General features: G+C 44.8%; 27 protein-coding genes and 2 riboswitches. Of the genes, 7 read left to right on the top strand and 20 right to left on the bottom strand.

What is annotated here, in order from left to right; all coding sequences use genetic code 11:
• Positions 1–7 precede the first annotated feature (7 nt).
• The 13 genes from J7E38_RS08410 to J7E38_RS08350 form a co-directional block, all read right to left on the bottom strand.
• Positions 8–676: a methionine ABC transporter permease gene (locus J7E38_RS08410; RefSeq protein WP_214706483.1), complete on the bottom strand. Its 669-nt coding sequence runs from the start codon at positions 674–676 to the stop codon at positions 8–10.
• Complete coding sequence (locus J7E38_RS08405) at positions 669–1,694, bottom strand: methionine ABC transporter ATP-binding protein (RefSeq protein ID WP_214706481.1); 1,026 nt, start codon at positions 1,692–1,694, stop codon at positions 669–671. Before J7E38_RS08405 ends, J7E38_RS08410 begins: the two co-directional genes overlap by 8 nt.
• Positions 1,695–1,948: 254 nt before the next feature.
• A riboswitch (SAM riboswitch) is annotated at positions 1,949–2,063 on the bottom strand.
• A gap of 110 nt (positions 2,064–2,173) precedes the next feature.
• A complete protein-coding gene (locus J7E38_RS08400; RefSeq protein ID WP_214706479.1) occupies positions 2,174–3,490 on the bottom strand; it encodes an O-acetylhomoserine aminocarboxypropyltransferase/cysteine synthase family protein in 1,317 nt (438 codons plus the stop codon).
• A gap of 81 nt (positions 3,491–3,571) precedes the next feature.
• Positions 3,572–3,674, bottom strand: a riboswitch (SAM riboswitch).
• Positions 3,675–3,757: 83 nt separating this feature from the next.
• Positions 3,758–4,099: a hypothetical protein gene (locus J7E38_RS08395; RefSeq protein ID WP_214706478.1), complete on the bottom strand. Its 342-nt coding sequence runs from the start codon at positions 4,097–4,099 to the stop codon at positions 3,758–3,760.
• Positions 4,100–4,282: 183 nt separating this feature from the next.
• The gene (locus J7E38_RS08390) at positions 4,283–5,548 is read right to left on the bottom strand and encodes an MFS transporter (protein ID WP_214706477.1); all 1,266 of its coding nucleotides are present in this window, start codon (positions 5,546–5,548) and stop codon (positions 4,283–4,285) included.
• A gap of 174 nt (positions 5,549–5,722) precedes the next feature.
• A complete protein-coding gene (locus J7E38_RS08385) occupies positions 5,723–6,034 on the bottom strand; it encodes a thioredoxin family protein (RefSeq protein WP_214706476.1) in 312 nt (103 codons plus the stop codon).
• Between the two features lie 5 nt (positions 6,035–6,039).
• A complete protein-coding gene (locus J7E38_RS08380; protein ID WP_215038311.1) occupies positions 6,040–6,396 on the bottom strand; it encodes a toprim domain-containing protein in 357 nt (118 codons plus the stop codon).
• Between the two features lie 239 nt (positions 6,397–6,635).
• Positions 6,636–6,875: a YusG family protein gene (locus J7E38_RS08375; RefSeq protein ID WP_214706474.1), complete on the bottom strand. Its 240-nt coding sequence runs from the start codon at positions 6,873–6,875 to the stop codon at positions 6,636–6,638.
• 134 nt (positions 6,876–7,009) lie between these two features.
• A complete protein-coding gene (gene gcvH / locus J7E38_RS08370; RefSeq protein ID WP_144478477.1) occupies positions 7,010–7,390 on the bottom strand; it encodes a glycine cleavage system protein GcvH in 381 nt (126 codons plus the stop codon).
• Positions 7,391–7,443: 53 nt separating this feature from the next.
• The gene (locus tag J7E38_RS08365; RefSeq protein WP_214706473.1) at positions 7,444–7,800 is read right to left on the bottom strand and encodes an arsenate reductase family protein; all 357 of its coding nucleotides are present in this window, start codon (positions 7,798–7,800) and stop codon (positions 7,444–7,446) included.
• 219 nt (positions 7,801–8,019) lie between these two features.
• On the bottom strand, positions 8,020–9,804 hold the full coding sequence (locus tag J7E38_RS08360) for an acyl-CoA dehydrogenase family protein (protein ID WP_214706472.1): 1,785 nt from the start codon (positions 9,802–9,804) through the stop codon (positions 8,020–8,022).
• Between the two features lie 54 nt (positions 9,805–9,858).
• Positions 9,859–11,034: an acetyl-CoA C-acetyltransferase gene (locus J7E38_RS08355; RefSeq protein WP_214706470.1), complete on the bottom strand. Its 1,176-nt coding sequence runs from the start codon at positions 11,032–11,034 to the stop codon at positions 9,859–9,861.
• 59 nt (positions 11,035–11,093) lie between these two features.
• Positions 11,094–13,475, bottom strand: coding sequence for a 3-hydroxyacyl-CoA dehydrogenase/enoyl-CoA hydratase family protein (locus tag J7E38_RS08350; RefSeq protein ID WP_215038373.1), 2,382 nt, complete (start codon positions 13,473–13,475; stop codon positions 11,094–11,096).
• A gap of 241 nt (positions 13,476–13,716) precedes the next feature.
• On the opposite strand from J7E38_RS08350, the gene J7E38_RS08345 reads away from it, so the two are divergent.
• Positions 13,717–13,848 (top strand): YuzL family protein, encoded by a 132-nt coding sequence (locus J7E38_RS08345; protein ID WP_144478469.1) that lies wholly within the window; start codon positions 13,717–13,719, stop codon positions 13,846–13,848.
• Positions 13,849–14,120: 272 nt separating this feature from the next.
• Here J7E38_RS08345 and J7E38_RS08340 read toward each other — a convergent pair whose 3' ends face one another.
• On the bottom strand, positions 14,121–15,038 hold the full coding sequence (locus J7E38_RS08340) for a proline dehydrogenase family protein (RefSeq protein WP_214706466.1): 918 nt from the start codon (positions 15,036–15,038) through the stop codon (positions 14,121–14,123).
• A gap of 217 nt (positions 15,039–15,255) precedes the next feature.
• On the opposite strand from J7E38_RS08340, the gene J7E38_RS08335 reads away from it, so the two are divergent.
• Both J7E38_RS08335 and J7E38_RS08330 read left to right on the top strand, forming a co-directional pair.
• Positions 15,256–15,540: a hypothetical protein gene (locus J7E38_RS08335; RefSeq protein WP_214706464.1), complete on the top strand. Its 285-nt coding sequence runs from the start codon at positions 15,256–15,258 to the stop codon at positions 15,538–15,540.
• Positions 15,541–15,566: 26 nt separating this feature from the next.
• A complete protein-coding gene (locus J7E38_RS08330; protein WP_214706462.1) occupies positions 15,567–15,914 on the top strand; it encodes a spore coat protein in 348 nt (115 codons plus the stop codon).
• A gap of 154 nt (positions 15,915–16,068) precedes the next feature.
• Here the strand turns inward: J7E38_RS08330 and J7E38_RS08325 are convergent, their stop codons facing one another.
• The 5 genes from J7E38_RS08325 to J7E38_RS08305 are packed head-to-tail and all read right to left on the bottom strand — an operon-like array spanning position 16,069 to position 19,977.
• Positions 16,069–16,311, bottom strand: a complete 243-nt coding sequence (locus tag J7E38_RS08325; protein WP_214706460.1) for a YusU family protein — start codon at positions 16,309–16,311, stop codon at positions 16,069–16,071.
• A gap of 4 nt (positions 16,312–16,315) precedes the next feature.
• A complete protein-coding gene (locus tag J7E38_RS08320; RefSeq protein ID WP_214706458.1) occupies positions 16,316–17,080 on the bottom strand; it encodes an IucA/IucC family C-terminal-domain containing protein in 765 nt (254 codons plus the stop codon).
• Entirely contained in the window at positions 17,077–17,898 is an 822-nt protein-coding gene (locus J7E38_RS08315) for an ABC transporter ATP-binding protein (RefSeq protein WP_214706456.1), read from the bottom strand. Before J7E38_RS08315 ends, J7E38_RS08320 begins: the two co-directional genes overlap by 4 nt.
• 22 nt (positions 17,899–17,920) lie before the next feature.
• A complete protein-coding gene (locus J7E38_RS08310; protein ID WP_214706455.1) occupies positions 17,921–18,976 on the bottom strand; it encodes a FecCD family ABC transporter permease in 1,056 nt (351 codons plus the stop codon).
• Entirely contained in the window at positions 18,973–19,977 is a 1,005-nt protein-coding gene (locus J7E38_RS08305; RefSeq protein WP_214706453.1) for a FecCD family ABC transporter permease, read from the bottom strand. Before J7E38_RS08305 ends, J7E38_RS08310 begins: the two co-directional genes overlap by 4 nt.
• Before the next feature lie 240 nt (positions 19,978–20,217).
• On the opposite strand from J7E38_RS08305, the gene J7E38_RS08300 reads away from it, so the two are divergent.
• From J7E38_RS08300 to J7E38_RS08285, 4 genes are all read left to right on the top strand, one after another.
• The gene (locus J7E38_RS08300) at positions 20,218–21,180 is read left to right on the top strand and encodes an ABC transporter substrate-binding protein (protein ID WP_214706452.1); all 963 of its coding nucleotides are present in this window, start codon (positions 20,218–20,220) and stop codon (positions 21,178–21,180) included.
• A gap of 214 nt (positions 21,181–21,394) precedes the next feature.
• Positions 21,395–22,939: a spore germination protein gene (locus tag J7E38_RS08295; RefSeq protein WP_214706451.1), complete on the top strand. Its 1,545-nt coding sequence runs from the start codon at positions 21,395–21,397 to the stop codon at positions 22,937–22,939.
• 19 nt (positions 22,940–22,958) lie between these two features.
• A complete protein-coding gene (locus tag J7E38_RS08290; protein WP_214706450.1) occupies positions 22,959–24,056 on the top strand; it encodes a GerAB/ArcD/ProY family transporter in 1,098 nt (365 codons plus the stop codon).
• Positions 24,046–25,113 (top strand): Ger(x)C family spore germination protein, encoded by a 1,068-nt coding sequence (locus tag J7E38_RS08285; protein WP_214706449.1) that lies wholly within the window; start codon positions 24,046–24,048, stop codon positions 25,111–25,113. The genes J7E38_RS08290 and J7E38_RS08285 overlap by 11 nt, the downstream gene beginning before the upstream one ends.
• 53 nt (positions 25,114–25,166) lie before the next feature.
• Here the strand turns inward: J7E38_RS08285 and J7E38_RS08280 are convergent, their stop codons facing one another.
• Positions 25,167–26,342 carry an FtsW/RodA/SpoVE family cell cycle protein gene (locus tag J7E38_RS08280; RefSeq protein ID WP_214706448.1) on the bottom strand — a complete coding sequence of 392 codons (1,176 nt, stop codon included), beginning with the start codon at positions 26,340–26,342 and terminating at the stop codon, positions 25,167–25,169.
• Between the last annotated feature and the right edge of the window lie 142 nt (positions 26,343–26,484).

The raw sequence follows: 26,484 nt of genomic DNA, 5'->3' as shown, positions 1-26,484 counted from the left end.
CTCTCCTTTATCTCTTGTCTAATTTTCTGGTGATGGAATCGCCAATAATCTGGATTAAAAATACAATGATCAAGATAATGATGGTCGCCATCAGCGTGACATCATTCCGGCCCCTTTGGAATCCTTCCATGTAGGCAAGGTTTCCAAGACCGCCTGCGCCGATGACTCCAGCCATCGCCGTGTAACTTACAAGCGCGATCGCGGTCACTGTGATGCCTGAAACCAATGCAGGCATTGATTCAGGCAACAGAACCTTCCAGATGATGGTCGTCGTTTTTGCTCCCATCGACTTTGCTGCTTCGATGACTCCTTTATCGATTTCACGCAAACCGATTTCAACCATCCTTGCGTAAAATGGTGCGGAACCGATAATCAGCGCCGGTAATGCGGCATTTTCGCCAATCATTGATCCAACGATCAATTTTGTAAAAGGGATCAGAAGGACGATCAAAATGATGAATGGGATGGATCTGAAAATATTCACCACTGCGCTCAGTACGACATTGACCGGTTTGTTTTCCCATATATTGCCCTTCGATGTCAAGAAGAGCAACAGTCCAAGAATGGCTCCAATTATGAAGGTAGCGACAACGGAAATGGCACTCATGTATAGTGTCTCAACTGTCGCCTCCCACATGCGGTCCCAGTTGACATTCGGGAATAAAGTTTCAGCCATTCGAAATCACCTCCACGCCGACTTCATGCTGGCCGATAAATTCTATCGCACGGGCCAGCTCTTCCTCTTCACCATCAAGATGGATGAACAAGGTTCCATACGATCCGCTTTGTGTCTGAGAAATTTTCCCCTGCACAATATTGACCGTGATGGCATATTTGCGGATTAGATTGGTGATCAGCGGCTGTTCGACCCCTTCTCCTACGAATGTCAGCTGGATGACCCGTCCATGCGGATATCGCTCAAGTAAATGGTCTACTGTTTCCTTTGTTTCCTCCGGTTCAGTCACCTGCTGGACAAATCTTTTCGTAATTGGCTGCTGCGGGTTCTTGAACACATCCAATACCGGCCCGGTCTCAACGATCTTTCCGCCCTCCATGACTGCAACCCGGTGACAAATTTTACGGATGACATGCATTTCATGAGTAATCAGGACGATGGTAAGCCCCAGCCTCTTATTGATATCAACGAGAAGATCCAGGATCTGGTCGGTCGTCTGCGGGTCAAGTGCTGACGTCGCTTCGTCACCGAGAAGAACTTTCGGATTATTCGCCAGAGCCCTGGCAATCCCGACCCTCTGCTTCTGCCCGCCGCTTAATTGTGAAGGATAAGCATCGCCACGGCCCTCAAGACCGACAAGCGTGATCAATTCTTTTACCCTCTTGTCTCTCTCGGATTTCGGCACTCCTGCAATCTCAAGAGGGAATGCAATATTATCTGCAACCGTCCTTGACCAGAGAAGGTTGAAATGCTGGAAAATCATGCTGATTTCCTGTCTTGCTTTCCTTAATTCCGCACCCTTGATCCTTGAAACTTCCCTGCCTGCCACAACGACAGAACCTGAAGTTGGGATTTCAAGACCATTCAACATGCGGATCAATGTGCTTTTACCTGCGCCGCTATATCCAATGACGCCAAAGATTTCGCCTTCTTTCACTTCAAGGTTGACATCATCTACCGCTTTAACTTCGCCTTTTTTTGAAGGATAAATCTTTCTGGCTTTTTTTATCGTTATCAATTGACTCCCCCTCTTTTGCAACAACTATATTCTAAACTCAATAAACCATTAAATCTTCCATCCTAATAAGAAGGTTATCAATCTAGTTTCCCATTCCCTAAGCGAAAAAATTCAAACTTCAGGTAAAATGGGTGCTCCTTCCGGGAAGAAAATACTCTTGTAAAAAACACCTCAGGATCGTATTGGATCGATTCGGCAATAAAAAAGCCTTTCTGCAAATAAGCAGAAAGGCATAATCGTAGGCTGTATCCTTTCTCTCATCTGCCAAAGCCATCAGCTTTGAGTGAATTGGCACCGTTTCAGATAAGCAAGCTTACTGACGGTTGCCGGGCTTCATCGGGCACTTCCCTCCACCTCTCTTGATAAGAGCACGCTATTAAATTATAGAATCGGTTTTAAGTTACGAAAGTGATTGTAGCATGTAATAAAAAAGGGTGTCAATAAAATTATTTTCAAATACTTTTGGCAGGTCCTGGATTTTACGCTCTTGCCGTGACTCCTGGTACTCCAGTTGCTTTTTCGATCGCCTGCTCGAGGTCTTCAATGATGTCCTCAACATTTTCAATCCCGACAGAAAGACGGATCAGATCCTCCGGTACTCCTGCTGCTTTAAGTCCATCTGAATCAAGTTGCTGATGTGTTGTGCTTGCAGGGTGGATAACCAGGCTCTTCGCATCGCCGACATTGGCAACATGGGACCATAGTGTCAATGAGTTGATCAGTTTTGCTCCAGCTTCCCTGCCGCCCTCGATGCCAAATACCACAACTGATCCTGCACCTTTTGGAAGGTAGCGGTCTGCCAAATGCTTATCAGGGTGAGAGTCATGTCCAGGGTAGGTGACCCAGGTAACAGCTGGGTGTGACTCAAGATAGTCTACTATTTTACGCGTATTGGCGACATGCTCTTTCATGCGGACATGCAATGTTTCGATTCCAAGATTGAATTGGAAGGCACTCTGCGGGCTGATGGCCGGGCCAAGGTCGCGCAGCAGCTGGACCCTCGCCTTAACAATATATGCGGCTGCCCCAATCGCTTCACTATAAACGATATCATGGTAGCTGGAGTCCGGTTCATTGAAACCAGGGTACTTAGGGGATCTCCAGTCGAATTTTCCTCCATCGACGATGATTCCACCCATGACTGTACCGTTTCCTAAAAGCCACTTGGTAGCTGAGTGAATGACGACGTCTGCGCCATGTTCAATCGGGCGGCATAGATATGGAGTCGCAAATGTATTATCGATGATCAACGGAACACCAGCATCATGGGCAATATCCGCAACCGCTTCAATATCCAATACCCTGAGACTTGGATTTCCGATTGTTTCCGCGTAGACCGCCTTGGTTTTAGGAGTAATTGCCTTCCTGAAATTTTCAGGGTCATCAGGGTCCACCAGGTGAACGTTGATTCCGTATTTCGGCAAGGTTACGGCAAATAGATTGTAAGTCCCTCCGTACAGGTTAGAGGCTGCAACGATTTCATCCCCTGCATGGGCAATATTCAAAATAGCCATCGTAATCGCAGACATCCCGCTGGATAGGGCGAGCGCACCCACGCCTCCCTCAAGCAAGGCTACTTTTTCCTCCAGTGCCGTGACGGTAGGATTATGGATTCGCGAGTAAATATAGCCAGGCTCCTTGAGTGCGAATAAATCGGCTGCATGATCCGTGTTCTCAAATTGAAAAGCATTGCTTGAGTAGATTGGCACTGCCCTCGCTCCAGTTACCGGGTCTGGTGATTGTCCTCCGTGGACACCAATTGTTTCGATTCTGTAGTTTTTTTGCTCACTTGCCATCTCCATCTCTCCTATCTTGAAAATTAATGGAAAGGTGATACAAAAAACCCTCTTCTTAAGAAGAGGGTCATTTATCAACTCTCCTTATCTTTTCAGAGTCTACACTCTGCAGGAATTAGCACCGTGTTTAACAACCGGTTGCCGGGCTTCATCGGGCCAGTCCCTCCGCCTCTCTGGATAAGAATATTCAGTTCGTTTTATTGCGTTAAAGTGATAATATCATTTCCATGCATTTAAAGTCAATATATTAAGATTTTTCAGAATAAATTAAGCGGAGATTGGTCTGGCAAGATAGAAAATCGACTCCAGGACCAATAGATCTCTGAACGGACCGTCTTCTACGGAATAATATCCCCATCTGATTCCTTGCCTCAGTTTGAACTCCCCTTTCAAGAGTCCAGAAAGGCTGGTCTCACTTCCTATGATTGTGATCTGGAATTGAGAACCGAGATTGCTTGTTAGGAGTTCCGCTCGTCCCCCCTTGAATGCCAGGTATACTTCTTCCTTTTCTGACTGTAATTTTAAGCAAAGATCGAGTTTTTTGATCAATTGCAGTATATGAGCCTTACCGCCAACTTCATTCGCAAAAAGTTCAATAGATTCCCGCATGCCGCTCAACTCCCTTACCTAACTATTTCTTTTTTGCAAGGGGAAAAACCTGTTGGAATCCTTCGACAAATACTTCGCTAATAAGCGGTTAACAACATAACAAACATAAAAAAAGACAATAACGAATGATATTTCGCCATTGTCTTTCATTTCCCGAGAAATATATCCAAAGAAATACAGTAATTAAGCTGGCTTAGTGGCTGAGATGACGGATTTTGTTTTGTCCATTGTCTTGAATACAAAGAAGAAGTAAGATGACCCGACTAAATAAAGACCTGCAGTGATGGTGAAAACCGTCGCATATCCCCAGTAGGAACCGTATTTCAAAACGATTCCGGTCGAAACCGGTCCCATAATCGCCCATCCAAGATTAAATACCATTTGATTCACAGAGTTGGCCAATCCTTTCATTGAATCATCAACCTTCGACATCATTAACGACATTTGAATGGGATTCCCTGCGTTCATAAGGGCCTGTCGAAATAAAAAGCCAAGGGCAGCAAGCCAGAAATGCTGTGTGTAAGCAGTAAGCAGCAAAAACGGGAGGGAGAGCATTTGCAGGACAACGACTGCTTTCACTTCCCCAAGCTTGCGCACCACCATCGGACCAATGATCATGGCTACTGCAGTTGCTCCCTGTCCAAGTGAAATGACCAGACCAATTAGTGAATTGGATGCCATGAACCGGTCAGCGAAGTAAAGATTCAAGTATGGGATGACCAAGCCAGCACCGAAACCGATCATCAGCTGTGCGACAGCAAATAGAATGATGATTTTAAGGCTCGCTTTATATGGGATTCCTCTTTTTAAATCCATGAACTTTCTGTCGGTCCGTTTTTCTGTCCGTACTTCCCTAAGCCGGGCAATGGGAAGAAGTGCGGCCAGAAACAGTGCGGAACCAGCGACCAGCGTGAAACGGATACTCTCCAATTCAGGGAGGAACAAAGAAAACACATCTGTAAGGATCCCTCCCAAAAGGCTTCCGACAACATTGGCCGCTGTCATTGCCGCAAAGTGAATGCTGAAGAGATGCACACGCTGTTCAGGTTGGGAGTTTTCTGCCAGCCACGGAATGATGGAAACCTGGATAAAAGCGGACGCAAGACCAGTACCAAATGCAAACAGGATCAACAGTGCCTGGGTCTCAACCATGCTCCGTGTAAATAAAATCATCCCTGTCGAGATTGCTCCAAACAGCATCAGCTTTTTCCGGCCAGCCCTGTCACTCATAACCCCTGCCGGAATGAGTACCAGTGCCGTTGCAAGAGAGGTCATCGAAATCACTTTCCCGTTAACCAGTTCATTGAATCCCAGCTCTCGTATGTAGAAATTATAAATCACCATAAAAATCCCCAGCCCAATTTGAGTGAGTATGTTTGCCAGGAAGGTCAACTTTATGTTGCGATTATAGCTTTTGATTTGGTCTGCCCATTCTTGATAAAGAGCCATTTTTATTTCGCTCCTCGGTTATTTCGATACTCTAAATATAAACCGTTTGGTATGAAATGTAAATGTTTTTCAAGGTTGTCTCTTTTCGTTATGATCCATAAGATTTGAACGGGGAATTAGAATTTTTTCACTAGCCAAAGCCCAAAAAAAAAAAAACGGCCAAGCCGTTTCTAATTACCCTTTCAACTCTTTCAATTTTTCAAAAAGATACGGAACAGAATGAAAAGCATAGATTTTCTCCTGTACCACACCATTTCTCAAGACAAAAAGACATGGTACACTTTCTATTTCAAAACGTTCTGCCATTTCAGGCAGGAAGTTCAAATCGGCTTTCCCTGATGGGAGATCAGGCAGGAGCTGTTCAATCACTGTCAGCATCTTGCTTGCTACCTGACAGGTTCCGCACATTGGTGTGTAAAAGTATAGGTACCCTGTTTGTTTTTCGGCAAGGAATGTTTCGATATCAGTCCTGGTCCAGTCTTCCATTTAAGTCATCCTTTTTCTAAGTACTCTGCATGAACATCAATATTTGCTCCGATTAAAACAGTAGCCAGGTGGTTTTCCGGTGCGGTTGCCACTTCCCGGTACATCCTGTCAATGTAAAGATGGTTCGCCTCAGGAAATTCCCTTTTAAATTGCTTTCTCAGCTTTTCGCCTGATGCATCTGCATCTACGAGGATATAGACATCTCTATCAAAAAGCGAATCAATCAGCTCATCAAGCTTTGAAACGCCGATCGTCCCATTCGTGCAGATTATTTCCACTGGCTCCTTCAGCACGGTCTGTACTTTCTTTTTGTCTGACGAACCTTCTACTATGATCACCTTGTGATTTTCGTCCATCGCCATAACCACCTATGCACCAGAAAATAATTACTTTACAACATTATAAACATTATTAAATAAATTGTGCTGTTTACTTGTATTAATTCTATTGTTACTGTTTCTTTCGGAGATTGCAAAGATTTAGTCCACTATGAACTTCAACAGGTAGTAAAAGGAATTCTATGTGCCGTACCTTGATTTTATTCCTGACTTTACCAGATAACAGCTAAAAAAACAGCGGCCAGGCTGGCCGCTGTTCCTTTTTAGCACCAGCCGCCTTCGTCACAATCAGTGTACCGTGGCTCTGATTGGTCCGGTACTGATACATGCTGGTAAATCTTATTCTGTTCCGCTTCATAATGATGATCCAGTTTCATCTGGATACCTTCTGGAAGCTGGATGTTTCCAATAGGCTCATTTTCAAGGTAAAGTCGAATCTGGCCATTTTCCAGTTTTCCTGTTACCCTGTCTGTGATTTCAACTTTTTGCTGGTTCAACGCCATGATTTTTCACCCTTTTTAAATAGTCATTAACATTAGTTTGTCCGAACTGCTGGAATGAAGTGATGGAAAAATGAAGGAGTTTTTCAAGAGTGGGAAATGAAAAACGCCTTGAAAGCTCAAGGCGTCGGCGAATCTTATTCTTTGATCATTTCTTCGTATTGTTCTGGTGTCATCAGCTTTTCTACTTCACTGCTGTCTGTCAGTTCAACTGTAATCATCCATGCTTTTTCATATGGAGATTCGTTAACGAATTCAGGGCTGTCGTTCAGTTCTTCGTTGATTTCAACAACCTTGCCGCTCACTGGTGCATATAGCTCAGATACGGTCTTTACTGATTCAACGCTTCCAAAAGGCTGGTCCAGAGTGATCTCGTCTCCGACTTCTGGAAGTTCGACGAATACGATGTCACCTAGCTCGGATTGCGCGAAATCAGTAATGCCCACGCGAACCTTTTCTCCTTCAACTTTTACCCATTCGTGTTCTGCTGAATAACGTAAATCTTTTGGTGTATTCATTGACTATCCCTCCAATTGTATATCTCTATCGATTAATATCGATGGGACCAAAATTACAGCCATGCTTTTTCATACTCATCTTCTTTGAAACCAACGGTCACTTTTTCGCCATCTGTCATCAGCGGGCGTTTGATGAGCATACCGTCAGATGCCAGCAGTTCCAGCAATTCACTACTGGAAGCCGTCTTGACCTTGTCTTTCAACCCAAGCTCACGATATTTTTGGCCGCTTGTGTTAAAAAACTTCTTGATTTCGAGGCCGCTTTTCTCCAACATTTCTTCCAGCTGTGACTGGGATGGCGGATTTTCTACAATATGTACTTCGTTATAGGCAACTTCATGCTGGTCCAGCCATTTCTTCGCATTCCTGCATGTACCACATTTAGGGTACCAATAAAACGTTTTTTCCATGATTTCACCACCCTTTGCTAGTATCCCATAGATTAAACCCTCTAAACGGATAGTAACATATTATCAAGGTGAAATACTATCATTCAGTGCCTGATCAACCCTTTAATTTTAACATCCTTTTATTAAATTCAACAATGTTTGCAAAAATCCTGCCTTTTTAAAAAGATTAGCAAAAACACTCCTCCCGGAATGGAAAGGAGTGTTCGGTTAAATCAGTTTTTAAACGATAAAGCGTTCTGCATCGATCAGCTTTTCAGCTGCTTCACGCTTCTTCGCGATGACGTTGATTGGAGTGTGTCTTGTGAACTTGCGCAATGCGGAAGTCAGCATGCGAAGTGCGTCGCCTTCTTCTGTAGCCACAAGTGTTTCCTTTGCGTCTCGCTCGATTTCATTGAATGCTTCCTGGCAGAAGATTTGTGTGTAAAGAAGCTTTTGCTTGCTCTTCTCTACGCCATCTTTTGCGATTGCTTTTTCTGTACGAAGAACTGCAGATTCCATTGAATACGCATTTGAGATGATATCTGCGATATTGACGAGGATTTCCTGTTCTTTTTCCAGAGCTTTCCCGAATTTCTGTGCTGCTAATCCAGCTGCAAGCAAGCCGATCTTCTTCGCGTTTTTCACAAGATATTTTTCCTGTGCAAGTGGCTCATCGCCTGGCTCTTCTGGCATTAGCATCATCAGTTCTTCCTGAAGCTGCTGTGCTTTTTGCAATAATGGCAGCTCGCCTTTCATTGCCTTGCGCAGGAATGTTCCCGGTACAAGAAGACGGTTGATTTCATTTGTTCCTTCAAAAATACGGTTGATCCTTGAATCACGGTAAGCTCTTTCGATTTCATACTCTTGCATGAAGCCGTATCCACCGTGGATCTGGACGCCTTCATCAACAACATAATCAAGTGTCTCAGTTGCGAATACTTTATTCATTGAACACTCAATTGCATATTCAGCGATTGAATCGGCAACGGCTTTTCCATTGTTGATTTCTTCTTCTGACAACTGGTTCATTCTTTCCTCGAACAAGCCTACTGTACGATATACAGAGCTTTCAGTTGCATAGATTTTCGAAGCCATTGTCGCAAGCTTTTCTTTTGTAAGGTTGAATTGTGAAATAGGTGTCTTGAACTGCTGGCGCTGATTAGCATATTTTACAGTCAGACCAAATGCCTGCTTCGCTCCGCCAGTTGCGCCTACACCCAGCTTATAACGTCCGATGTTCAGGATATTGAAGGCGATAAGATGGCCTTTTCCTGCTTCACCAAGAAGGTTCTCCACAGGTACCTGGGCATCTTCAAGAATCAATGTTCGTGTTGATGAGCTTTTGATTCCCATTTTCTTTTCTTCTGCACCTACTGAAACGCCTGGATATTCTCTTTCAACGATGAAAGCAGTGAACTGTTCTCCGTCGATTTTTGCATACACAACGAATACATCCGCAAAGCCAGCGTTTGTGATCCATTGCTTTTCTCCGTTAAGGACGTAGTGAGTTCCTTCAGCATTCAGTTTAGCTGTTGTCTTTGCACCCAATGCGTCTGATCCTGAACCTGGCTCAGTAAGTGCATAGGCTGCAAGCTTTTCGCCAGTTGCCAGTGCAGGAAGATATTTTTGCTTTTGTTCTTCATTACCGAAAAGAACGATTGGCAATGACCCGATCCCTACGTGTGCACCGTGCGAGATTGAGAAGCCGCCTGCAACTGCCATTTTTTCTGCGATCAAAGCGGAGCTGATTTTATCTAGGCTCAGGCCGCCATACTCTTCAGGAACGTCTGCTCCAAGAAGGCCAAGCTCTCCAGCTTCCTTCAATAATTTTACCGTACGGTCGAACTCGTGCTGCTCGATATATTCAACCTGAGGCAATACTTCGTTTGTCACGAAATCCTCAGTCGTTTTTGCAATCATTTTGTGCTCGTCTGTGTAATCCTCTGGAGTGAAAACATGGTCATATGATACATCTTCGATTAAGAAGCTTCCGCCTTTTACAAGCTTTTCTGTTTGGTTACCCATTTAATGTTCCTCCTATCCATTTTGAGGAGGGGCCCAGCCCCTCCAATTTTCATTTTATAAAAGCTCAAATACTCCAGCTGCTCCCATGCCGCCGCCGATACACATCGTGACAACACCGAATTGCTCATTCCTGCGTTTCATTTCGTGGATGACTGTCAAAGTCAATTTTGCGCCAGTTGTTCCCAGCGGGTGTCCCAATGCGATCGCTCCGCCGTTGACGTTGACCTTATCCTCATCTAGACCAAGCTCACGGATGACCTGGATGGACTGGGAAGCAAATGCTTCGTTCAATTCAAATACACCGATATCAGAAACCTGCAGTCCAGCAAGCTTCAATGCTTTAGGAATTGCTACGACAGGGCCGATTCCCATGATTTCAGGTGGCACTCCGCCAAGTGCGAATGAACGGAATTTAGCGAGCGGCTTCAACCCAAGTGATTCAGCCTTTTCACGGTCCATGACCATAACAGCTGCTGCTCCGTCACTTGTCTGTGAGGAGTTCCCAGCAGTGACTGTGCCTTTGATATTGAATGCCGGACGCAGTTTCGCAAGTGTTTCCATGTTCGTATCTGGACGTACGCCTTCATCCTGTTTGAATTGGATTGTATTTTCGACAAGCTTATTGTCTTTTCCTACGGAACGGAGTGTTACATCGACAGGAACAATCTCATCCTCGAACTTGCCTTCCTGGATTGCTTTTGCTGCGCGCTGATGGCTTCTTACTGCAAAAGCATCCTGGTCTTCACGGGAAATACCGTATTTCTTTGCGACTTCCTCAGCTGTATGCCCCATTCCCATATAGTATTGCGGAGCTGTTTCAGCCAGCTTAGAGTTCGGACGGACCACATGACCCATCATCGGTACAAGGCTCATTGATTCCGCACCGCCGGCAATGATTGTGTCTGCATGGCCAAGCATGATGCGCTCGGATGCATTAGCAATCGCCTGAAGTCCTGAAGAACAATAACGGTTGATTGTGATTGCCGGCACTTCATGAGACAGACCGGCCAGTGCGCCGATATTACGTGCCATATTCAAGCCCTGCTCTGCTTCTGGCATAGCACAGCCGATGATCAAATCATCAATATTCCCTTCATAATTGCCTGCACGCTTTAGAGTTTCTCTTACTACAAGAGCTCCAAGATCATCAGGCCGGACGTTAGCAAGAGTACCTTTTTTCGCTTTTCCGACCGGTGTCCTGGCTCCGGCTACGATTACCGCTTCTCTCATCTCATTCCCTCTCTTTCCTTGGATGTTAAAATGTATTTCACTTTCAATCTATCAATCTATTAGTTGCGCAATGGCTTTCCTTTAACGAGCATATGCTGCATGCGCTGCTGTGATTTAGGTTCTGCCACAAGGCTCAGGAACGCTTCCCTTTCAAGGTCAAGCAAGTATTGCTCATCGACTTCGGTTCCGTATGGCACTTTACCGCCAGAGATGACATACGCAAGCTTTTTCGCAATCTTCAGGTCATGCTCAGAAATGTAACCTGACAGATGCATTGTCTGGGCACCTAGCAGCAGGGTTGCATATCCTGGCTCGCCGGTTACAGGAACTTTCTTTCTGACCGGTGCTTTATAGCCGCTTTCATATAAGTTCAATGCCGCCTGTTTTGCATCGTATAGTAAGTGATCGCTATTGACACTGATGCCGTCTGCTTCATTCAGGAAGTTATTTTCACGAGCTTCCTCTCCTGAAGTGGAGACCTTAGCCATCGCAATGGTTTCAAATACTTTATTCGCAACCTTTTGAAGGTCAAACTCAACGCCTTTTGGCAGGCCTTCAAGATGCTTGATGTAAAGCTCCTTGTTTCCGCCTCCGCCAGGGATGAGGCCAACTCCCGCTTCAACAAGCCCCATGTAAGTTTCCATCGATGCCTGTATATGAGCTGCCGGCAAGCACATTTCAGCGCCGCCGCCAAGCGTCATTCCAAACGGAGCAGCGACAACAGGCTTAGATGAGTATTTGATTTTCATCGTCGTCTGCTGGAACTGGCGAACGACCATATCAAGATCCCAGATGTTATCGTCTTGCGCTTCCATCAGGATCATCGCCAGGTTGGCACCAACCGAGAAGTTTTTGCCCTGGTTGCCGATGACAAGTCCTTTGTAGTTCTTTTCCACTTCATCGATCGCGAAGTTGATCATCTGGAGGATATCAGGCCCGATCGAGTTGCTGTGAGAATGGAATTCCAGAAGGGCGATACCGTCGCCAAGGTCGATCAGGCTTGCGCCGCCATTCTTTTTAATGACACCCTTTTGCTTCTTCAAAAGCTTCAGGTTGATTGCCTTTGGATTTTCCTCTACAGCTACGTATTCACCATTGTGGTAATAGCTCAGTCTCCCATCCTCTTCCTTATAGAAAGCAGTGAAGCCTTTTTCGACCATTTCTTTTACCCATACAGGAACGGTCTTGCCTTCAGACTCCATTTTGCTGATTGCCTTCTCTACACCAAGTGCATCCCATGCTTCGAAAGGCCCCATTTCCCAGCCGAAGCCCCACTTCATTGCACGGTCCACGGCGACGATATCGTCAGCAATCGTGCCCAGCAAATCAGCTGAATAAACAAGCACAGGACTGAAGATGTTCCATAAAAGCTCTCCAGCGCGGTCCTTTGCATAAACAAGCGCTTTCATTTTATTGGCAAGCCCTTTTTCCTGCTTGGCCATTTCAGTAGACGCTGTTTTTAGTTTTTTACGAGGTCCGTATTCCAAAGTCTGCGAGTCCAGCTCAAGGATTTCCTTGCCCTGCTTCAGGAAGAATCCCTGACCAGACTTGCTTCCAATCCAGCCGTTCTCGAGCATCTTCTTCATGAACTCAGGTACTTCAAAGACTTCCTTTTCTTCTCCTTCTACCTGGTCATACACATTTTTTGCAACATGAGCGAAAGTATCAAGACCCACTACATCAAGTGTGCGGAATGTTGCGCTCTTAGGACGGCCGATCATTGGCCCAGTAATGGAGTCTACCTCACCAACACTGTATCCGCCTTTCACCATTTCCCTCACGGTCACAAGCAATCCGTAAGTACCGATTCGGTTGGCGATGAAGTTTGGTGTATCCTTCGCTTCAACAACACCTTTTCCGAGCTGGTCTTCACCGAATGTTTTCATGAAGGCAAGGACTTCAGGATCCGTATCTTTGGTAGGAATCACTTCAAGCAGCTTCAGGTAACGTGGCGGGTTGAAGAAGTGCGTTCCCAGGAAGTGCTTCCTGAAATCTTCTGAACGTCCTTCTGCCATTGCTTCGACAGAAATTCCGGAAGTGTTGGAGCTGATGATGCTTCCCTGCTTTCGATATTTATCTACATCGGTAAAAACTCTCTTTTTAATATCAAGGTTCTCAACGACTACTTCGATTACCCAGTCTACATCCTTGAGTTTTTCCATATCATCTTCAAAGTTGCCCGCTTCAATTAGAGCAAGATTCTTTTTGGAGGCCAAAGGTGCCGGTTTTTGCTTCAATAACTTCTGCAGTGCTCCTGCACTGATTCGGTTGCGCACCTGCTTATCTTCAATTGTCAGGCCTTTCGCTTTTTCCTGTTCCGTTAATTCCCGAGGTACAATGTCCAGCAGCAATGTCGGGATTCCGATGTTGGCCAGATGTGCGGCAATTCCTGATCCCATGACACCTGAACCAAGCACCGCTGCCTTTTGAATTTGTCGCATCAAATTTGTCTCCCCCTTTGACTCTTTTTGAATGAATACTCATTCATTTTTGCACCAAAAAAAATATGCATATAAATGAGCTCTGTTAATTACTACTATAAAATATTTAAAAAATTTCCGCAATAATAAGGTGTGGAAAAAATAAAATTTTTTGAATCTTTAATCCATATGCTTATTCTTAAACACTTGGGCATTCTATAAAGGCGATACTTTTATCACTTAAAAACACGGAGGTATGATCATGGCAAGAATGAAAAAAGATCCATCCAAGGCTGGCGTAAGTGCAGCAAGCGTAAAAGGCGATGCAGGCCCTTCAATGGGCAAGGGCGGAGAAAGAAAGCAGAACAGCCAGAATAGCCAATATAAAAAATAAAAGCGTAAGCGCCTTGGTCAGCCTCGACAAGCGTTGGAGGTCCGCCCATTGAAGTCGTTCTTTGACTTCATTGGCAGGACCGAAGCGTCTCGAGGAGTTAGGAGTCGCAGCTAGACAGGTCTCGAGATGCTCAAAGCTAACGCTTCTCGCAAGATTCTCCAGGAAGCCTTTTCAGGGATGAAAACTGGCTAGGCGCTGGAGCTGGATAATTCTCAAAGTAGAGTTTTACATCTTCCTAAATAAAACAGGCTGACAATTGTCAGCCTGCGGATTTATTTCTTCATCATTCCTTTTAGCACAAATGCTACGTTTGCCGGGCGTTCTGCAAGGCGGCGCATGAAATAGCCGTACCAGTCTGTTCCGAAAGGCACATATACGCGCATCGTATAGCCTTCTTCAGCAAGCTGTAGCTGTCTTTCCGGCATGATCCCGAAGAGCATCTGGAATTCGAACTGGGTTTTCGGAATGTTGTTCGCCTTTGCGAATTCCTTGGTGAAGTTGATAATATTGTCATCGTGTGAGGCAACTGCTGTGTAGTTACCATTCAGCATATGCATTTTGATAATTTTTTTGAAGTTCTCATCTACATCCTTCTTCTCAGGGAAAGCTACTTCCGGAGATTCTTTGTAAGCTCCCTTCACAAGACGGAGATTTGGTGAGTATTGATTCAAATCCTCAATATCTTTTTCAGTACGGTACAGGTATGCCTGGATGACAGTACCGATATTATCGTATTCGGACTTCAGCTGTTTGAAAATATCCAGCGTCTTCTGGCAGCGTTCATAGTCTTCCATGTCGATGGTCACAAATACATTATTCTCCTTGGCAGTATCCATGATTCGGCGCATATTGTTCATGACTACTTTCTCAGAGATGTCAAAGCCGAGTGAAGTCATTTTGACGCTCATCTGGGCATTTAATTTTTCGCGGCCAATTGCTTTGATCATTGCAATTGAACTTTCCGCTCTCTCGTTGGCCTCTTTTTCATTGTCGACGAATTCACCGAGAAAGTCGACGGTTGCCGCAAGATTCTTGCTGTTTAGCTCTTTGATTACTGCGACTGACTGCTCGACCGTTTCGCCTGAGACAAAGCGTTTTGCTCCTAAGCGAAGGCCGTATTTCTTGGCCATCTTCGTGAAAAATTTATTTTTTGATAGAAAAAGAAAAAAGTTCCTCATTAATTGTTCCATAGCTTTTCCTCCCCTTAATGAAACCGATTACATTACCCTTTAAAAAAATTGCTTCATCTATATCTATTTTGCAAAATCATTTTATCACTTTTTAATAACTTTGAGTATTACTTTCGTAGAAAAATGTTCTTTTTTGACGAATCTTGATCTGCATACTTTATTTCGGCGCGGGAACGATAATATCCGTAGGAATGATCATAAAACAGGAGGTTCTATTATGCAGCAGCAAAACATGAATTTTCAAAGCCAGCAGCAAGGGATCATGCAGTCGCCGCCATCCGTTGTATCCACTAAGGATTCCCTATACTTAACAGATATGCTTTCATGGAATTTACTTGCCATGAAAAAAGCACATTTCTTTGCACAGCAATGCCAGGACCAGGAGCTAAAGATGGAAATCGAAAAGTGCGGCCAAATGCACCAGAAGCATTACGAGAAAATCCTTACGCACCTGAACAGCCCGCAAAACCAGGCATATTCCCAATCACCGGGAATGCAATAATCGAACTAGACAGGAGGAAAAAGCGGATGAACCAGAACCAGAATCAGCAAAAAATCCAAAATCCAGAAACACAGGTGCAAAAGACACCGCAAATGAATGACCGTGATTTTATCAATGATATTTTAACGACGGAAAAATACATGACCGACGCTTACACACAGGCACTCCATGAAGCCAGCCACGACCAGCTGTACCAGGATGTACTTGCCATCTACACAGAAACTGCAAACGCACAGCGCAGCCTTTATAACATGATGTTCAAAAAGGGCTGGTATGCAGTTGAGGCAGCTGACGCGCAAAAGCTTCAGCAGTCACACCAGCAATTCCAGGGCTACACGAATCAATTCCCTTATGGCGGGCAGCAGCTTCAGTAATACCCCATGTGTTTAACCAAACCGGGCAAAACGCCCGGTTTTTATGGTTAAAATTCCTTCCCCTGTCTTCTCCTTTTCACTTTCGGTTTGAGATTGAACCCCAAGAAGGATTTTTCCCTACAAAAAAACCACCTCGCTTGGAGATGGTTCTTCGTTATTTCTGGCGGTTCCGCTCATTCATTTCTTTGATCTCGGCAATCACGTTCTTGATCTGCTCCTTCGCCTCTGGATATTCCGCATTCCAGTGCTTGGCCAGCGGCGGCATTGACTTGGCGATATGGCCGTACAAAATCCATGTTTTTACCTTTTCGATGTTTTCAGGTGAACTTTCGCCAACCAGAAGTTCAGTATACTTTTCCAGCAATCCGTTGATTTGTTCATTCAAATTATTCTCCATCATCCTACTCCTTTTCGCATGTACGCGGACAAGTTTTGCAGTAACCACCTTTTTCCTTCAGCTTGTAGCTATAACAGCAGGTTTTTCGCACCCTGATAAAAGAATCCACTTCTTCTTGATAAACTGGTTTAGTGTAATATCTAGCAATTGGATTTTTATGATACCTTCCGAATAGTCTGCCGGGTGCTGACTCAACCAAAAAGGTAAAGTCCTCTTCGGCCCTCACCCTGATATCTGGATCACTGGACTCATTCAGGATTTTTTCATAAAGCCAAAAGACATAGACCGCTACATTTTCCCAGAGGACCAACTTTGAAATTTTCGCAGACTTCGAGATGGCATCCATGACAGGAAACAAATTATCGACAAACAAGTGCCTTACTGCTTCCATCCGCCACTCTTGCCGTTCCTCGTCGGGACATACATCGGCAATCTTGCTTTTTAGATAAAACTCCGGAAGCCAAAGCCCATCCTTGATCGCATCTGCAAGGATAATATTTTCAGGTGAAACATCAATCCTTTTATTAAAAGCGGTCATTGAATATAAATATAGGACCGCGAGGAAGGCATGTCTTTTCATGAATACAGAAGCGGCCGTTTTTGCATCCGGTGCCTTCAGCCCTTCATTGAACCGATCCAGATAAGCTCCCATCATTGATTCATCCATGAATGGCTTGAAATCGATTTGCACATCCTTTTCAGGTTCAGCAACAACAAAACGATAATTTGCAAGAATCGCTATTTCATTTGAAGTTAATTCAGCCTTCATGTCGTTGCTCCTGCCTCGTCCTTTAGGATCCGGCGGCCTTTTCCATGCGGAATGCATAATGGCGTACCGAACAGCGGGTCAATCGTCACTTCGCAATCCATTCCGAAAACATGCTTCACAAGACCGCAATTAATGACAATTTCCGGTTTTCCCTGGTCAAAAATCTTCTGATCCTTGATCGCCACAATATTATGTGCATATCTGCATGCCAGGTTCAAATCATGCAAAACCATGACAATCGTTCTGCCTTCATTTTCATTCAACTCATAAAGCAGATCAAGAATCTCGATCTGGTGGGTCATGTCCAGATATGTCGTTGGTTCGTCGAGAAGGATGATATCAGTGTCCTGGGCAAGGGTCATCGCAATCCAGGCACGCTGCCGCTGTCCCCCGGACAATGAATCGACTGTTCGATCTTTAAGCTGATCAATCCCTGTTGCCTTCAACGCATTCTCTACACTTTTTTCATCCTCTTCGGACCATTGCTTCAGCCATGTCTGGTATGGATATCTTCCCTGTTTCACAAGTTGCAGGACTGTTAATCCTTCCGGAGCTGACGGAGATTGGGGAAGAATCGCCATTTTGCGGGCAACTTCCTTTGTTGACAGCTTCGCGATTGACTCGCCTTCAAGCAGAATCGATCCTTCCCTGGGCTTAAGAAGTCTGGCGATTGAGCGGAGCAAGGTCGACTTGCCGCAGCCATTCCCTCCTATAAAAACAGTAATCTCACCTTTTGGAATTTGAATGTCTAACTCATTTATGATGATACAATCTCCATAGGAGAGCGTCAGTTTTTCCGTTTCGATAGCCGAGGTCATGTCCATTCCCCTTTCTGTCAACTTAAGAATTTCGTGTCTTGAATAACAGGTATATAAAATAAGGCGCTCCAATGCCTGCGGTGAAAACACCTGCAGGGACTTCCAATGGCGAAAACATCGTCCGCCCGATTAAATCAGCAAGCATGACAAGAATGCCGCCAATCAAAGCTGATACTGGCAAAAGCGCACCGAATGCTGATCCGACAAGCCTTCTCGCCATATGCGGGGCCATCAGGCCGACGAAACCAATTCCACCGGCAAAAGCAACTGAACTGGCTATAAGTGCGGTGCTGACGAGTAAAAGTGCAAAACGCTGGCGCTGGACATGTCCCCCGACACCAGTAGCGATATCTTCCCCTAGTTCCTGTACATTCACTTTTCTCGCAAGGATGAAGGAAATTAAAAGCATGATGATTGTCCACGGTACGAGCACCGCTACATTTCCCCATGTCGATCCGTAGACCGTACCGGTGATCCAGATATTCGCCTGGCTGGCCCGGTAAATTGGACCCATGATCATCATCAGTGTGGTCAAAGCCTGCATCATCGCGGAAATCCCTATACCAATTAGGACGAGGCGTACAGGCGAAACACCATTTTTCCAAGAAAGAAAATAAACGAGGAAGGCTACGATCGCGGCACCAGCAAATGCGGCAACCGGCATCCATTCTATACTTACTGTCAAAGCATTATTGTCATCACTGAAAATAGCTAAAAATCCAACTACTGCAACCGATGCTCCTCCGGTGATCCCCAAAATATCAGGTGAAGCAAGCGGGTTCCGGATCATCCCCTGCAAAAGTCCCCCGGCAACAGCCAAACTTATTCCGACCATGAGAGCAACAATAATTCTCGGAAGACGGAAAGATTGTACAACCAATCTCTCCATATCGCTTCCCCCGCCAAAAAATACAGCAAGCACGCTGATTGGGCTGATGTCCATATCGCCTAGTCCAGTACTGATGACAAATACGGCAAATGCCGTAACCAGCAGGCCAATCATAATAGCTGCGGCTTTTTTATCGATTAGAAAGGATACTCTATCCTTAAAAAGTCTTAAGCTTTTAAACTGGCTCATTTTCCGTTGAACCCCTTTCTCGCGATATAAATGAAAAATGGAGTTCCGATCATCGCGGTCATGACACCAACCGGGATTTCCTGCGGCATTAGCACATATCGGGCGGCGATATCCGCCGCCAATAGCAGCATCCCTCCAAAAATCGCCGAGAAAAGAATGACCCAGCGGTGGTCAATGCCAACTACTGCCCTTGTCAAATGCGGGATTACAATCCCGATAAACCCAATTGGACCCGCCACTGCCACAGCACCACCCGATAAAAGGACAATGATTACGCCAGCGCCAAGCTTTACAAAACCGGTATTCAAACCAAGACCCTTGGCCACATCTTCACCCATTGACAGTACATTCATTTTAGAGGAAATCAGAATCGCTGCGATCCAGCCAATTGCCAGATATGGCAGGACACCGATCAGTGTTTCCAGTTTACGTCCCTGGATAGACCCCGCCAGCCAGTATAGCACCTGTTCAAGTGCAGCTTCATCCAACACGAGCAGACCTTGTGTGAACGATGAAAACATCGCGCTCATCGCAGCGCCGGCAAGCGTCAATTTCATCGGTGTTAATCCCTCACGTCCTGCCGATCCGATCACATAGACGCTGATTGCAGCAAGTGCAGCGCCTAAAAAGGAAATCCACGCAAAAGCCTGGAGGCTGCCGACTGAAAAAATCGTCACCGCCACTACGACCGCGAAACCAGCTCCCGCATTCACACCAAATATGCCGGGTGATGCCAGCGGGTTCTTCGTCAATGTCTGCATCAGGACACCCGCAATCGCCAGGCTAGCACCGACTGCTGCGGCAATCAGTGCACGAGGAAGCCGGACGGATTGAATGATGATATGTTCATTCGATCCGTCGTAATTGGTGAAAGCATCAAAAGCTGTTCCCCACGAAGTATCAGTATATCCGTAAACGATACTGGCACATATTAATAAGATGATGAAGACGATGGCGGCAATGAGTCCCGCCAATCTTTGACCATTGGTTTTTAACAGCATAATGAATTTAACCTTTCTTGATAACAATGTGGCTTTATAAATTAAGTTAGTTACTTATGTTGTTTAATACTGTACGTGAAATCAGCACTCTTTTCATCATTTGACGAGACATATTCACAAAATTGTCATTGATGATGAAAATCATTATCAATTAGTATTGACAGTGTCTACTCTTACATTTTATCATAAGGATGCAGTAATTGAAAATGATTATCAATAACAACCTAGGAGGAAATACATATGAAAGTTACCAAACACCTGCTGGCTCTTATCAGCATTTTCACCATCCTGCTTTTGGCAGCATGCGGGACAGATGAGGATCAGGCGAAGGACACAGCTGAAAAGCCAAAGGAAAAAGAAGAAAGCTATACGGTGGAACATGCGATGGGTACAACCACCCTGGAAAAGACTCCTCAAAAGGTTGTTATCCTGACCAATGAAGGAACGGAAGCACTTCTTGCCCTTGGAGTCACTCCAGTGGGAGCGGTCCAGTCATGGACAGGAGACCCATGGTATGACCATATCGCGGATGATATGAAAGATGTGGAAGTCGTTGGCGTTGAAAGCCAGGTAAACGTAGAAGCAATAGCAGCGCTGCAGCCAGACCTGATCATTGGCAATAAAATGCGCCAGGAAGATATTTATGAACAGCTTAAAGCAATCGCTCCGACAGTTTTTGCCGAAGACCTTCGCGGAAACTGGAAAAATAACTTCGAGCTTTATGCCAAAGCCGTGAACAAAGAGGAAAAAGGCAAGGAAGTACTAGCTGCCTATGACAAGCGTATTGAAGACTTAAAAGAAAAGCTTAGAGATAAAATTAATACGAAAGTATCAATGGTCCGTTTTATGGCAGGTGACGTTCGTATCTACCACAAGGATTCCTTCTCCGGAGTCATTCTTGAACAAATTGGCCTGGCCCGCCCAGAAAGCCAGGATCAAGAAGACTTTGCCGAAAAAGGCGTAACGAAGGAAAGAATCCCGGCAATGGATGGAGATGTCCTGTTCTACTTCACCTATGATGAAGGCGACGGCAAAGCAACTGAAGTCGAAAAAGAATGGATCGAGGACCCGTTATTCCAAAATCTTCAAGTAGCGAAAAAAGGTGAAGTATACAAAGTTGATGATGCCATCTGGAATACAGCCGGCGGAGTTAAAGCTGCCAACCTGATGCTCGATGATCTTGAAAAACACATGTTAAAATAAAATCCCCCCAAGATTTTATTTTACTAATCCCCCTTCCCCATATATATAAAGCAGGAAACCCGCAAAGTTAGGCGGGTTTTTTCTTTTTATCCAGTTTCCAATTTTGCACCAGGTTGATAATAGGAACCATCTTTAACAAAATTACCTAAAGACTTTTCATATTCCTCCCAATTTCGGAAATGATAAACGTAAACCAAGATTGGCGGAGAGTGCGATGAAAAAGCTATTCAAGAAAAAACTGCTGGAAGACATCGAAAAAGAAGCGGCCAGACAGGATACAGAAGGCCAAAAGCCTGACCAATATTTAAATGACCATGAATGGGAAAATACACTTTTCAAGTCCCACGATTATAAAAAAACTTTTTACGTGAACCAGAAATCAGGAAAAAAATTCTGCTTTTCCTTCATTTCCACGCTTGTGGATGAAAGCCTCCTGCAGAATAATGCTCTCCCCGGCCTGCTTGAAGGTGACTTTTCAACCATTGCAGATGTCAAAAAGCTGGTTCCCGTCGCTGATGTCCAGGTATCGGAAAAGAACGAGGATATTGAAGCAAAGCTCTTTAACGGGTATGTTTTGCTGACCCTTGAAAATGAAGAGAAATATTTTGCGTTCATCGCGGCACAGAAGGAAATTGTCCGAGCAGTCGGGATGCCAGAAGTCGAGTTCAGTGTTATCGGTCCTAAAGAGTCTTTTGTTGAGTCAATTGACCAGAATCTTAATATGATTCGGAAAAGGGTTCCTGTTAAAGAGCTGATCGTCGAAAACTACACGGTTGGTTCACTGTCAAAAAGCGGAGTTGCCATCCTATACATAGACGGGATTACGAACAAGGATAATGTCGATACGGTAATCCAGCGAATTAAGGATATCGAGTTCGATGAGATTACGGATAGTTCTTATATTGTGCAACTAATTTCTGATAACCAGAATTCTCCTTTCCCGCAATTGCTCGATACGGAAAGGCCGGACCGGATTGCGGCAGTTCTCGCAGAGGGGAAAGTCGCCATCCTTGTTGACGGTTCACCACATGCGCTGATCGGCCCTACGACCCTGGTCGAATTTTTCGGGTCATTCGAAGACTATTTCCTGAATTATTTACTGTCTTCTTTTTTCCGTTTGGTTCGTTTGTTCGCTGTTGCCTTCTCGATTCTGATTACGCCGATTTATGTGGCAACATTGTCGTATCACTATGAATTGATCCCGAAGGACCTGCTAAGCACATTGATTACATCTAGAAGAGAAATTCCGCTTCCTCCTATCCTGGAAGCATTGTTCCTTGAGCTAACAATTGAACTCCTGCGAGAGGCTGGAGCCCGGCTGCCAACCAAGGTCGGCCAGACGATCGGTATCGTGGGCGGTATCGTTATCGGGACAGCTTCCGTTGAAGCCGGCCTGACCAGTAACGTCCTGCTGATTATTGTTGCGTTGGCCGCACTGGCATCCTTTACAACACCTGTTTATCGAATGGGCAACACGATCAGGTTGCTTCGTTTCCCATTCCTTTTGTTCGCAGAGCTCTGGGGTTTGCTCGGAATCGTCGTTGCCTTTTCGTTCCTTCTGACCCATTTGCTTAGACTGACATCACTGGGACGGCCATTTTTGGAGCCTCTTTACCCTCCCAGAGTCACTGATTTCAAGGATGCGATCATCCGTCTTCCGTTTACGATGCAATACAATCGGCCACAATATTTGAGGACAGAAAATCCTTCCCGCTTCAGTGAGAAAAAGGCAAAGGAAAAGAAGGACATTGATGAATGAGCATTGGAGGTTATGAGTCATGCAGCAGCCAGTACCCGAAAGATTGCAAGTTTCACCCTTTCTCGTTCTCTATTTAATCATGTCTATGCAAATCGGTATCGGGGTCCTGGGTTATCAGCGGATCATCGCAAAGGCTGCAGGCTATGATGCCTGGATATCCGTTCTTGCTGCCGGTTTTAGCATCCATATCATCATCTGGATGATTTATAAAATTTGCGGGACCGTTGAAGGAGATATTGTCGCGGCAAATGTCTATGTGTTTGGCAACAAAATCGGCAAGATGATAAGCGCCGTTTTCATTATCTACCTGCTTATTTTTTCAACAGCTGTATTACGGACCTTTATTGAAGTCATCCAGGTCTGGATGTTTCCTGAAATCAGCACATTCTGGTATAGCCTTGTTTTTTTGATTCTTTCTATCTATATCGTATTTGGAGGGTTTCGCACAGTAACCGGTGTTGCCTTTTTCTGCATCGTCCTGCCGAGTTATCTGCTGTTGACATTCGGTTTCGCACTTAAATATGCTGAATTCAGAAATCTTCTGCCCATTTTTGATCATTCCTTTAAAGAACTTGCAACCAGCGCCTATAATATGTCCTTGACCTATATCGGATTCGAGATCCCACTTTTTTTCTATCCATTCATTAAAGATGCACCAAAATCCCAAAAGTGGGCACATCTAGGCGTCTTTTTGACAACCATAATCTATACCATCCTGGCAATCATTACATTCAGTTTTTTTTCAGAAGCACAGCTCGCAAAATCCATTTGGGCTACCCTTGACATGTGGAAGATTGTTACGATGCCCTTCGTCGAAAGGTTCGAATATATCGGGATTGCCAACTGGAATCTGATCATCCTCCCGAATGTCTGCATTGCTCTTTGGGGTGGCAGCATGCTTTTAAAAAGGGCTTTCAAGCTGCGGCAAAGAAAAGGCGTCATTGGCCTTGCCTTGATCTCTTTAATTGCGATCATGTTCTTTGATACTCGTGCTAAAATCAATCTCCTGAATGACTGGACTGCTAAAATCGGCTTCGCCGTGACCTATGTTTATATCCCCTTTTTATTTATCGCCACATGGATTGCGAAGAAGGTGAAAAATAAAAATGAGAATTAAAATACTATTTCTGCTTGCTGTTGCTGTAGCCATCCTTTCCGGTTGCGTCGAAAAGGAAATTATTGATGACGTCAATATCGAAATGGGCGTCGGTTATGACCTGGTTGAGGATGACAAGATTGAGGGAACTGTCATGATCCCCATTTTCAATCCTGATAAAAAGATCGGCAATTTCACCTATTCTGCCAAAGCCGCAAGCGGTATGGACCTTATCCAGGAGGTACAGCGGAAGTCTGCGCAGCCAATTGTCACCGGCTCACTGGAAATCGCCTTGTTCGGAGAGGATATTGCCAAAAAAGGCATCAGCGAGTATTCCGATGCTTTTCAGCGCGATGCCAGTATCGGCGCAGGGGTGTATTTTGCCGTAGCTGATGAGTCAGCAAAAAGCATTTTAACCGGCACATATGGCAACCGCGGGAACGCCGTCCACTTATCCCAGCTGATCGATCATAATATGAAAAACCGGAATCTCCCTGTCACAAATATGCACTTGTTTACCTTCGACCTTTATCAGGAAGGAAAAGATCCCTATCTTCCCATCTTAAAAAAGGTGGAGCCAGAAATCGTTGATATTGTAGGGATTGCATTATTTAAAGATGATCACCTTATAAGCGAGCTCCCTGCTGAAAAAATGTTCTTTTTCAAACTGCTGACAGATAAGTTCAGCGAAGGGTCTTTTAAGCTTTTTGTGGATAATAATAAAGTCGTTATAAAAGATCTGGATTCAAAACATAAAATAAAACTGACAAAACGGGACCCTTACACCATTACAATGGATATCAAAATTAAAGGCCTGATCCGGGAATATACCGGAAATAGCGTAACACCAGCGGTTATAAAAGATATCGAAAAACAATTCGAAACACAGGTCAACAAAGAGGCCACCGCGATGATCAAAGATTTTCAGGAAAAGGGCATCGATCCCGTAGGATTCGGCCAGTTCATTAAAACCCAAACGAGAGGCTTTGATTTTAAAAGATGGGAAGATGAATACAAAAATCTGACCGTGCATGTAAACACCGATGTGGTCATTACTGAGGTAGGAATTATTGAGTAAGAAAAGTTTTTCTCTAGCATAAAAAACGAGCAGGGATTGAATCCTGCTCGTTTTTATGCGGATGTTGAGAACATATATTTTTTGTAATGGTACCTTATCGAGAATATCAGGCTGACAGCGAGCATATTCCCCATCAGGGAGCTGCCTCCGTAGCTGATGAATGGCAGCGGGATTCCCGTGATTGGCAGAAGGCCGATCGTCATGCCGATATTCTGGAACACGTGGAAGGTGATCATGCTGATAACACCCACACAAATATAGGTGTAAAAATCGTTTTTTGTTTCCATCCCGATTTTCGTGATCTGGTAAATCAGCAGGAAAAACAAGCTGACAAGAACACTTGCCCCAACAAATCCGAATTCCTCACCGATGATACTGAATATGAAGTCCGTATGGCTTTCCGGGAGATATACCTCCCTTGTTCCATACCCTTTCCCGACTGTTTCACCGGAGCCGATTGCCAGCAGCGATCTCGTCAGCTGGAACCCGGTGGAACTCTGGTAATTATATGGATCCAGCCACGAATAGATCCGGCCGAATTGATATTCTTTTACGCCAAGGTATTTCTCAAGAATTTCTGGCTTCCAGATGACAAAGTAGAAAATAATAGAAACCAAGGTAAGGCCTGTCCCAAAAATCGGCACAAGCAGCTTCCATGTGATGCCGGAAATGAAAATCATCCCGAGCATGATCGCAATATACACGAGCGAGGTACCAAGGTCAGGCTGCTGCATGACGAGCAAGAGCGGCACCATAGTCACCAAACCGATTTTCACCAATAACCAAAAATCAGTCTGCATTGTCTTCAACCGGTATTTCTGGTGATGGTCGACAATGACTCTCGCAAGCGCCAGGATGATGAAAACCTTCACCAGCTCCGATGGCTGGAGTGTCCCCATCGCCGGCACCTTGTACCAGCTTTTGGCACCGTTGATGACCGGAGCGATGCCTGTTGGAGCAATGATGAGCCCCGCAAGCAGCAACAGGCCAAACCCATACGCATACCAGCTCAACTTTTGCAGCTGGTCGGAATCCAGGGTAATGACGGCCGTAATGATGCCAGCACCGATGATATACCAGATAATCTGTTTGATCAGGAAGTTTTCAGAGCCATACTGGCCCGTCGTCTGGGCACTGTAAATGGCAATACAGCTTGCAAGAAATAGGAAAATCAATATCGTAACCAGCCCATAGTCAAGCCGGGAATTATTTTTTTGATTCGTTGTCATGTTTATTCCCCTTTTTAAATGAAGGACGTTTTCTGCCGAAAGATCAGAAGAACTGTTCAATACTTCATTATATTTTTTTCGACAATAAATCACAACTTCTGACTCTGAAATGGTTATTATTACATATCCAAATTTGTTGTAA

This window comes from Bacillus sp. ISL-35, assembly GCF_018613355.1.
Classification (GTDB): Bacteria; Bacillota; Bacilli; order Bacillales; family Cytobacillaceae; genus Mesobacillus.
Note: the sequence above shows the minus strand (reverse complement) of the source record. Positions and strands in the feature narration are given on the sequence as shown.

Excerpts from the sequence above, each read along its gene's own strand:
- J7E38_RS08410 (WP_214706483.1), bottom strand. The coding sequence starts at position 676 with ATGGCTGAAACTTTATTCCCGAATGTCAACTGGGACCGCATGTGGGAG.
- J7E38_RS08400 (WP_214706479.1), bottom strand. The coding sequence starts at position 3,490 with ATGGCAAGTGAGCAAAAAAACTACAGAATCGAAACAATTGGTGTCCAC.
- J7E38_RS08395 (WP_214706478.1), bottom strand. The coding sequence starts at position 4,099 with ATGCGGGAATCTATTGAACTTTTTGCGAATGAAGTTGGCGGTAAGGCT.
- J7E38_RS08390 (WP_214706477.1), bottom strand. The coding sequence starts at position 5,548 with ATGGCTCTTTATCAAGAATGGGCAGACCAAATCAAAAGCTATAATCGC.
- J7E38_RS08385 (WP_214706476.1), bottom strand. The coding sequence starts at position 6,034 with ATGGAAGACTGGACCAGGACTGATATCGAAACATTCCTTGCCGAAAAA.
- J7E38_RS08380 (WP_215038311.1), bottom strand. The coding sequence starts at position 6,396 with ATGGCGATGGACGAAAATCACAAGGTGATCATAGTAGAAGGTTCGTCA.
- J7E38_RS08375 (WP_214706474.1), bottom strand. The coding sequence starts at position 6,875 with ATGGCGTTGAACCAGCAAAAAGTTGAAATCACAGACAGGGTAACAGGA.
- gcvH (WP_144478477.1), bottom strand. The coding sequence starts at position 7,390 with ATGAATACACCAAAAGATTTACGTTATTCAGCAGAACACGAATGGGTA.
- J7E38_RS08365 (WP_214706473.1), bottom strand. The coding sequence starts at position 7,800 with ATGGAAAAAACGTTTTATTGGTACCCTAAATGTGGTACATGCAGGAAT.
- J7E38_RS08360 (WP_214706472.1), bottom strand. The coding sequence starts at position 9,804 with ATGGGTAACCAAACAGAAAAGCTTGTAAAAGGCGGAAGCTTCTTAATC.
- J7E38_RS08355 (WP_214706470.1), bottom strand. The coding sequence starts at position 11,034 with ATGAGAGAAGCGGTAATCGTAGCCGGAGCCAGGACACCGGTCGGAAAA.
- J7E38_RS08350 (WP_215038373.1), bottom strand. The coding sequence starts at position 13,475 with ATGCGACAAATTCAAAAGGCAGCGGTGCTTGGTTCAGGTGTCATGGGA.
- J7E38_RS08345 (WP_144478469.1), top strand. The coding sequence starts at position 13,717 with ATGGCAAGAATGAAAAAAGATCCATCCAAGGCTGGCGTAAGTGCAGCA.
- J7E38_RS08340 (WP_214706466.1), bottom strand. The coding sequence starts at position 15,038 with ATGGAACAATTAATGAGGAACTTTTTTCTTTTTCTATCAAAAAATAAA.
- J7E38_RS08335 (WP_214706464.1), top strand. The coding sequence starts at position 15,256 with ATGCAGCAGCAAAACATGAATTTTCAAAGCCAGCAGCAAGGGATCATG.
- J7E38_RS08330 (WP_214706462.1), top strand. The coding sequence starts at position 15,567 with ATGAACCAGAACCAGAATCAGCAAAAAATCCAAAATCCAGAAACACAG.
- J7E38_RS08325 (WP_214706460.1), bottom strand. The coding sequence starts at position 16,311 with ATGGAGAATAATTTGAATGAACAAATCAACGGATTGCTGGAAAAGTAT.
- J7E38_RS08320 (WP_214706458.1), bottom strand. The coding sequence starts at position 17,080 with ATGAAGGCTGAATTAACTTCAAATGAAATAGCGATTCTTGCAAATTAT.
- J7E38_RS08315 (WP_214706456.1), bottom strand. The coding sequence starts at position 17,898 with ATGACCTCGGCTATCGAAACGGAAAAACTGACGCTCTCCTATGGAGAT.
- J7E38_RS08310 (WP_214706455.1), bottom strand. The coding sequence starts at position 18,976 with ATGAGCCAGTTTAAAAGCTTAAGACTTTTTAAGGATAGAGTATCCTTT.
- J7E38_RS08305 (WP_214706453.1), bottom strand. The coding sequence starts at position 19,977 with ATGCTGTTAAAAACCAATGGTCAAAGATTGGCGGGACTCATTGCCGCC.
- J7E38_RS08300 (WP_214706452.1), top strand. The coding sequence starts at position 20,218 with ATGAAAGTTACCAAACACCTGCTGGCTCTTATCAGCATTTTCACCATC.
- J7E38_RS08295 (WP_214706451.1), top strand. The coding sequence starts at position 21,395 with ATGAAAAAGCTATTCAAGAAAAAACTGCTGGAAGACATCGAAAAAGAA.
- J7E38_RS08290 (WP_214706450.1), top strand. The coding sequence starts at position 22,959 with ATGCAGCAGCCAGTACCCGAAAGATTGCAAGTTTCACCCTTTCTCGTT.
- J7E38_RS08285 (WP_214706449.1), top strand. The coding sequence starts at position 24,046 with ATGAGAATTAAAATACTATTTCTGCTTGCTGTTGCTGTAGCCATCCTT.
- J7E38_RS08280 (WP_214706448.1), bottom strand. The coding sequence starts at position 26,342 with ATGACAACGAATCAAAAAAATAATTCCCGGCTTGACTATGGGCTGGTT.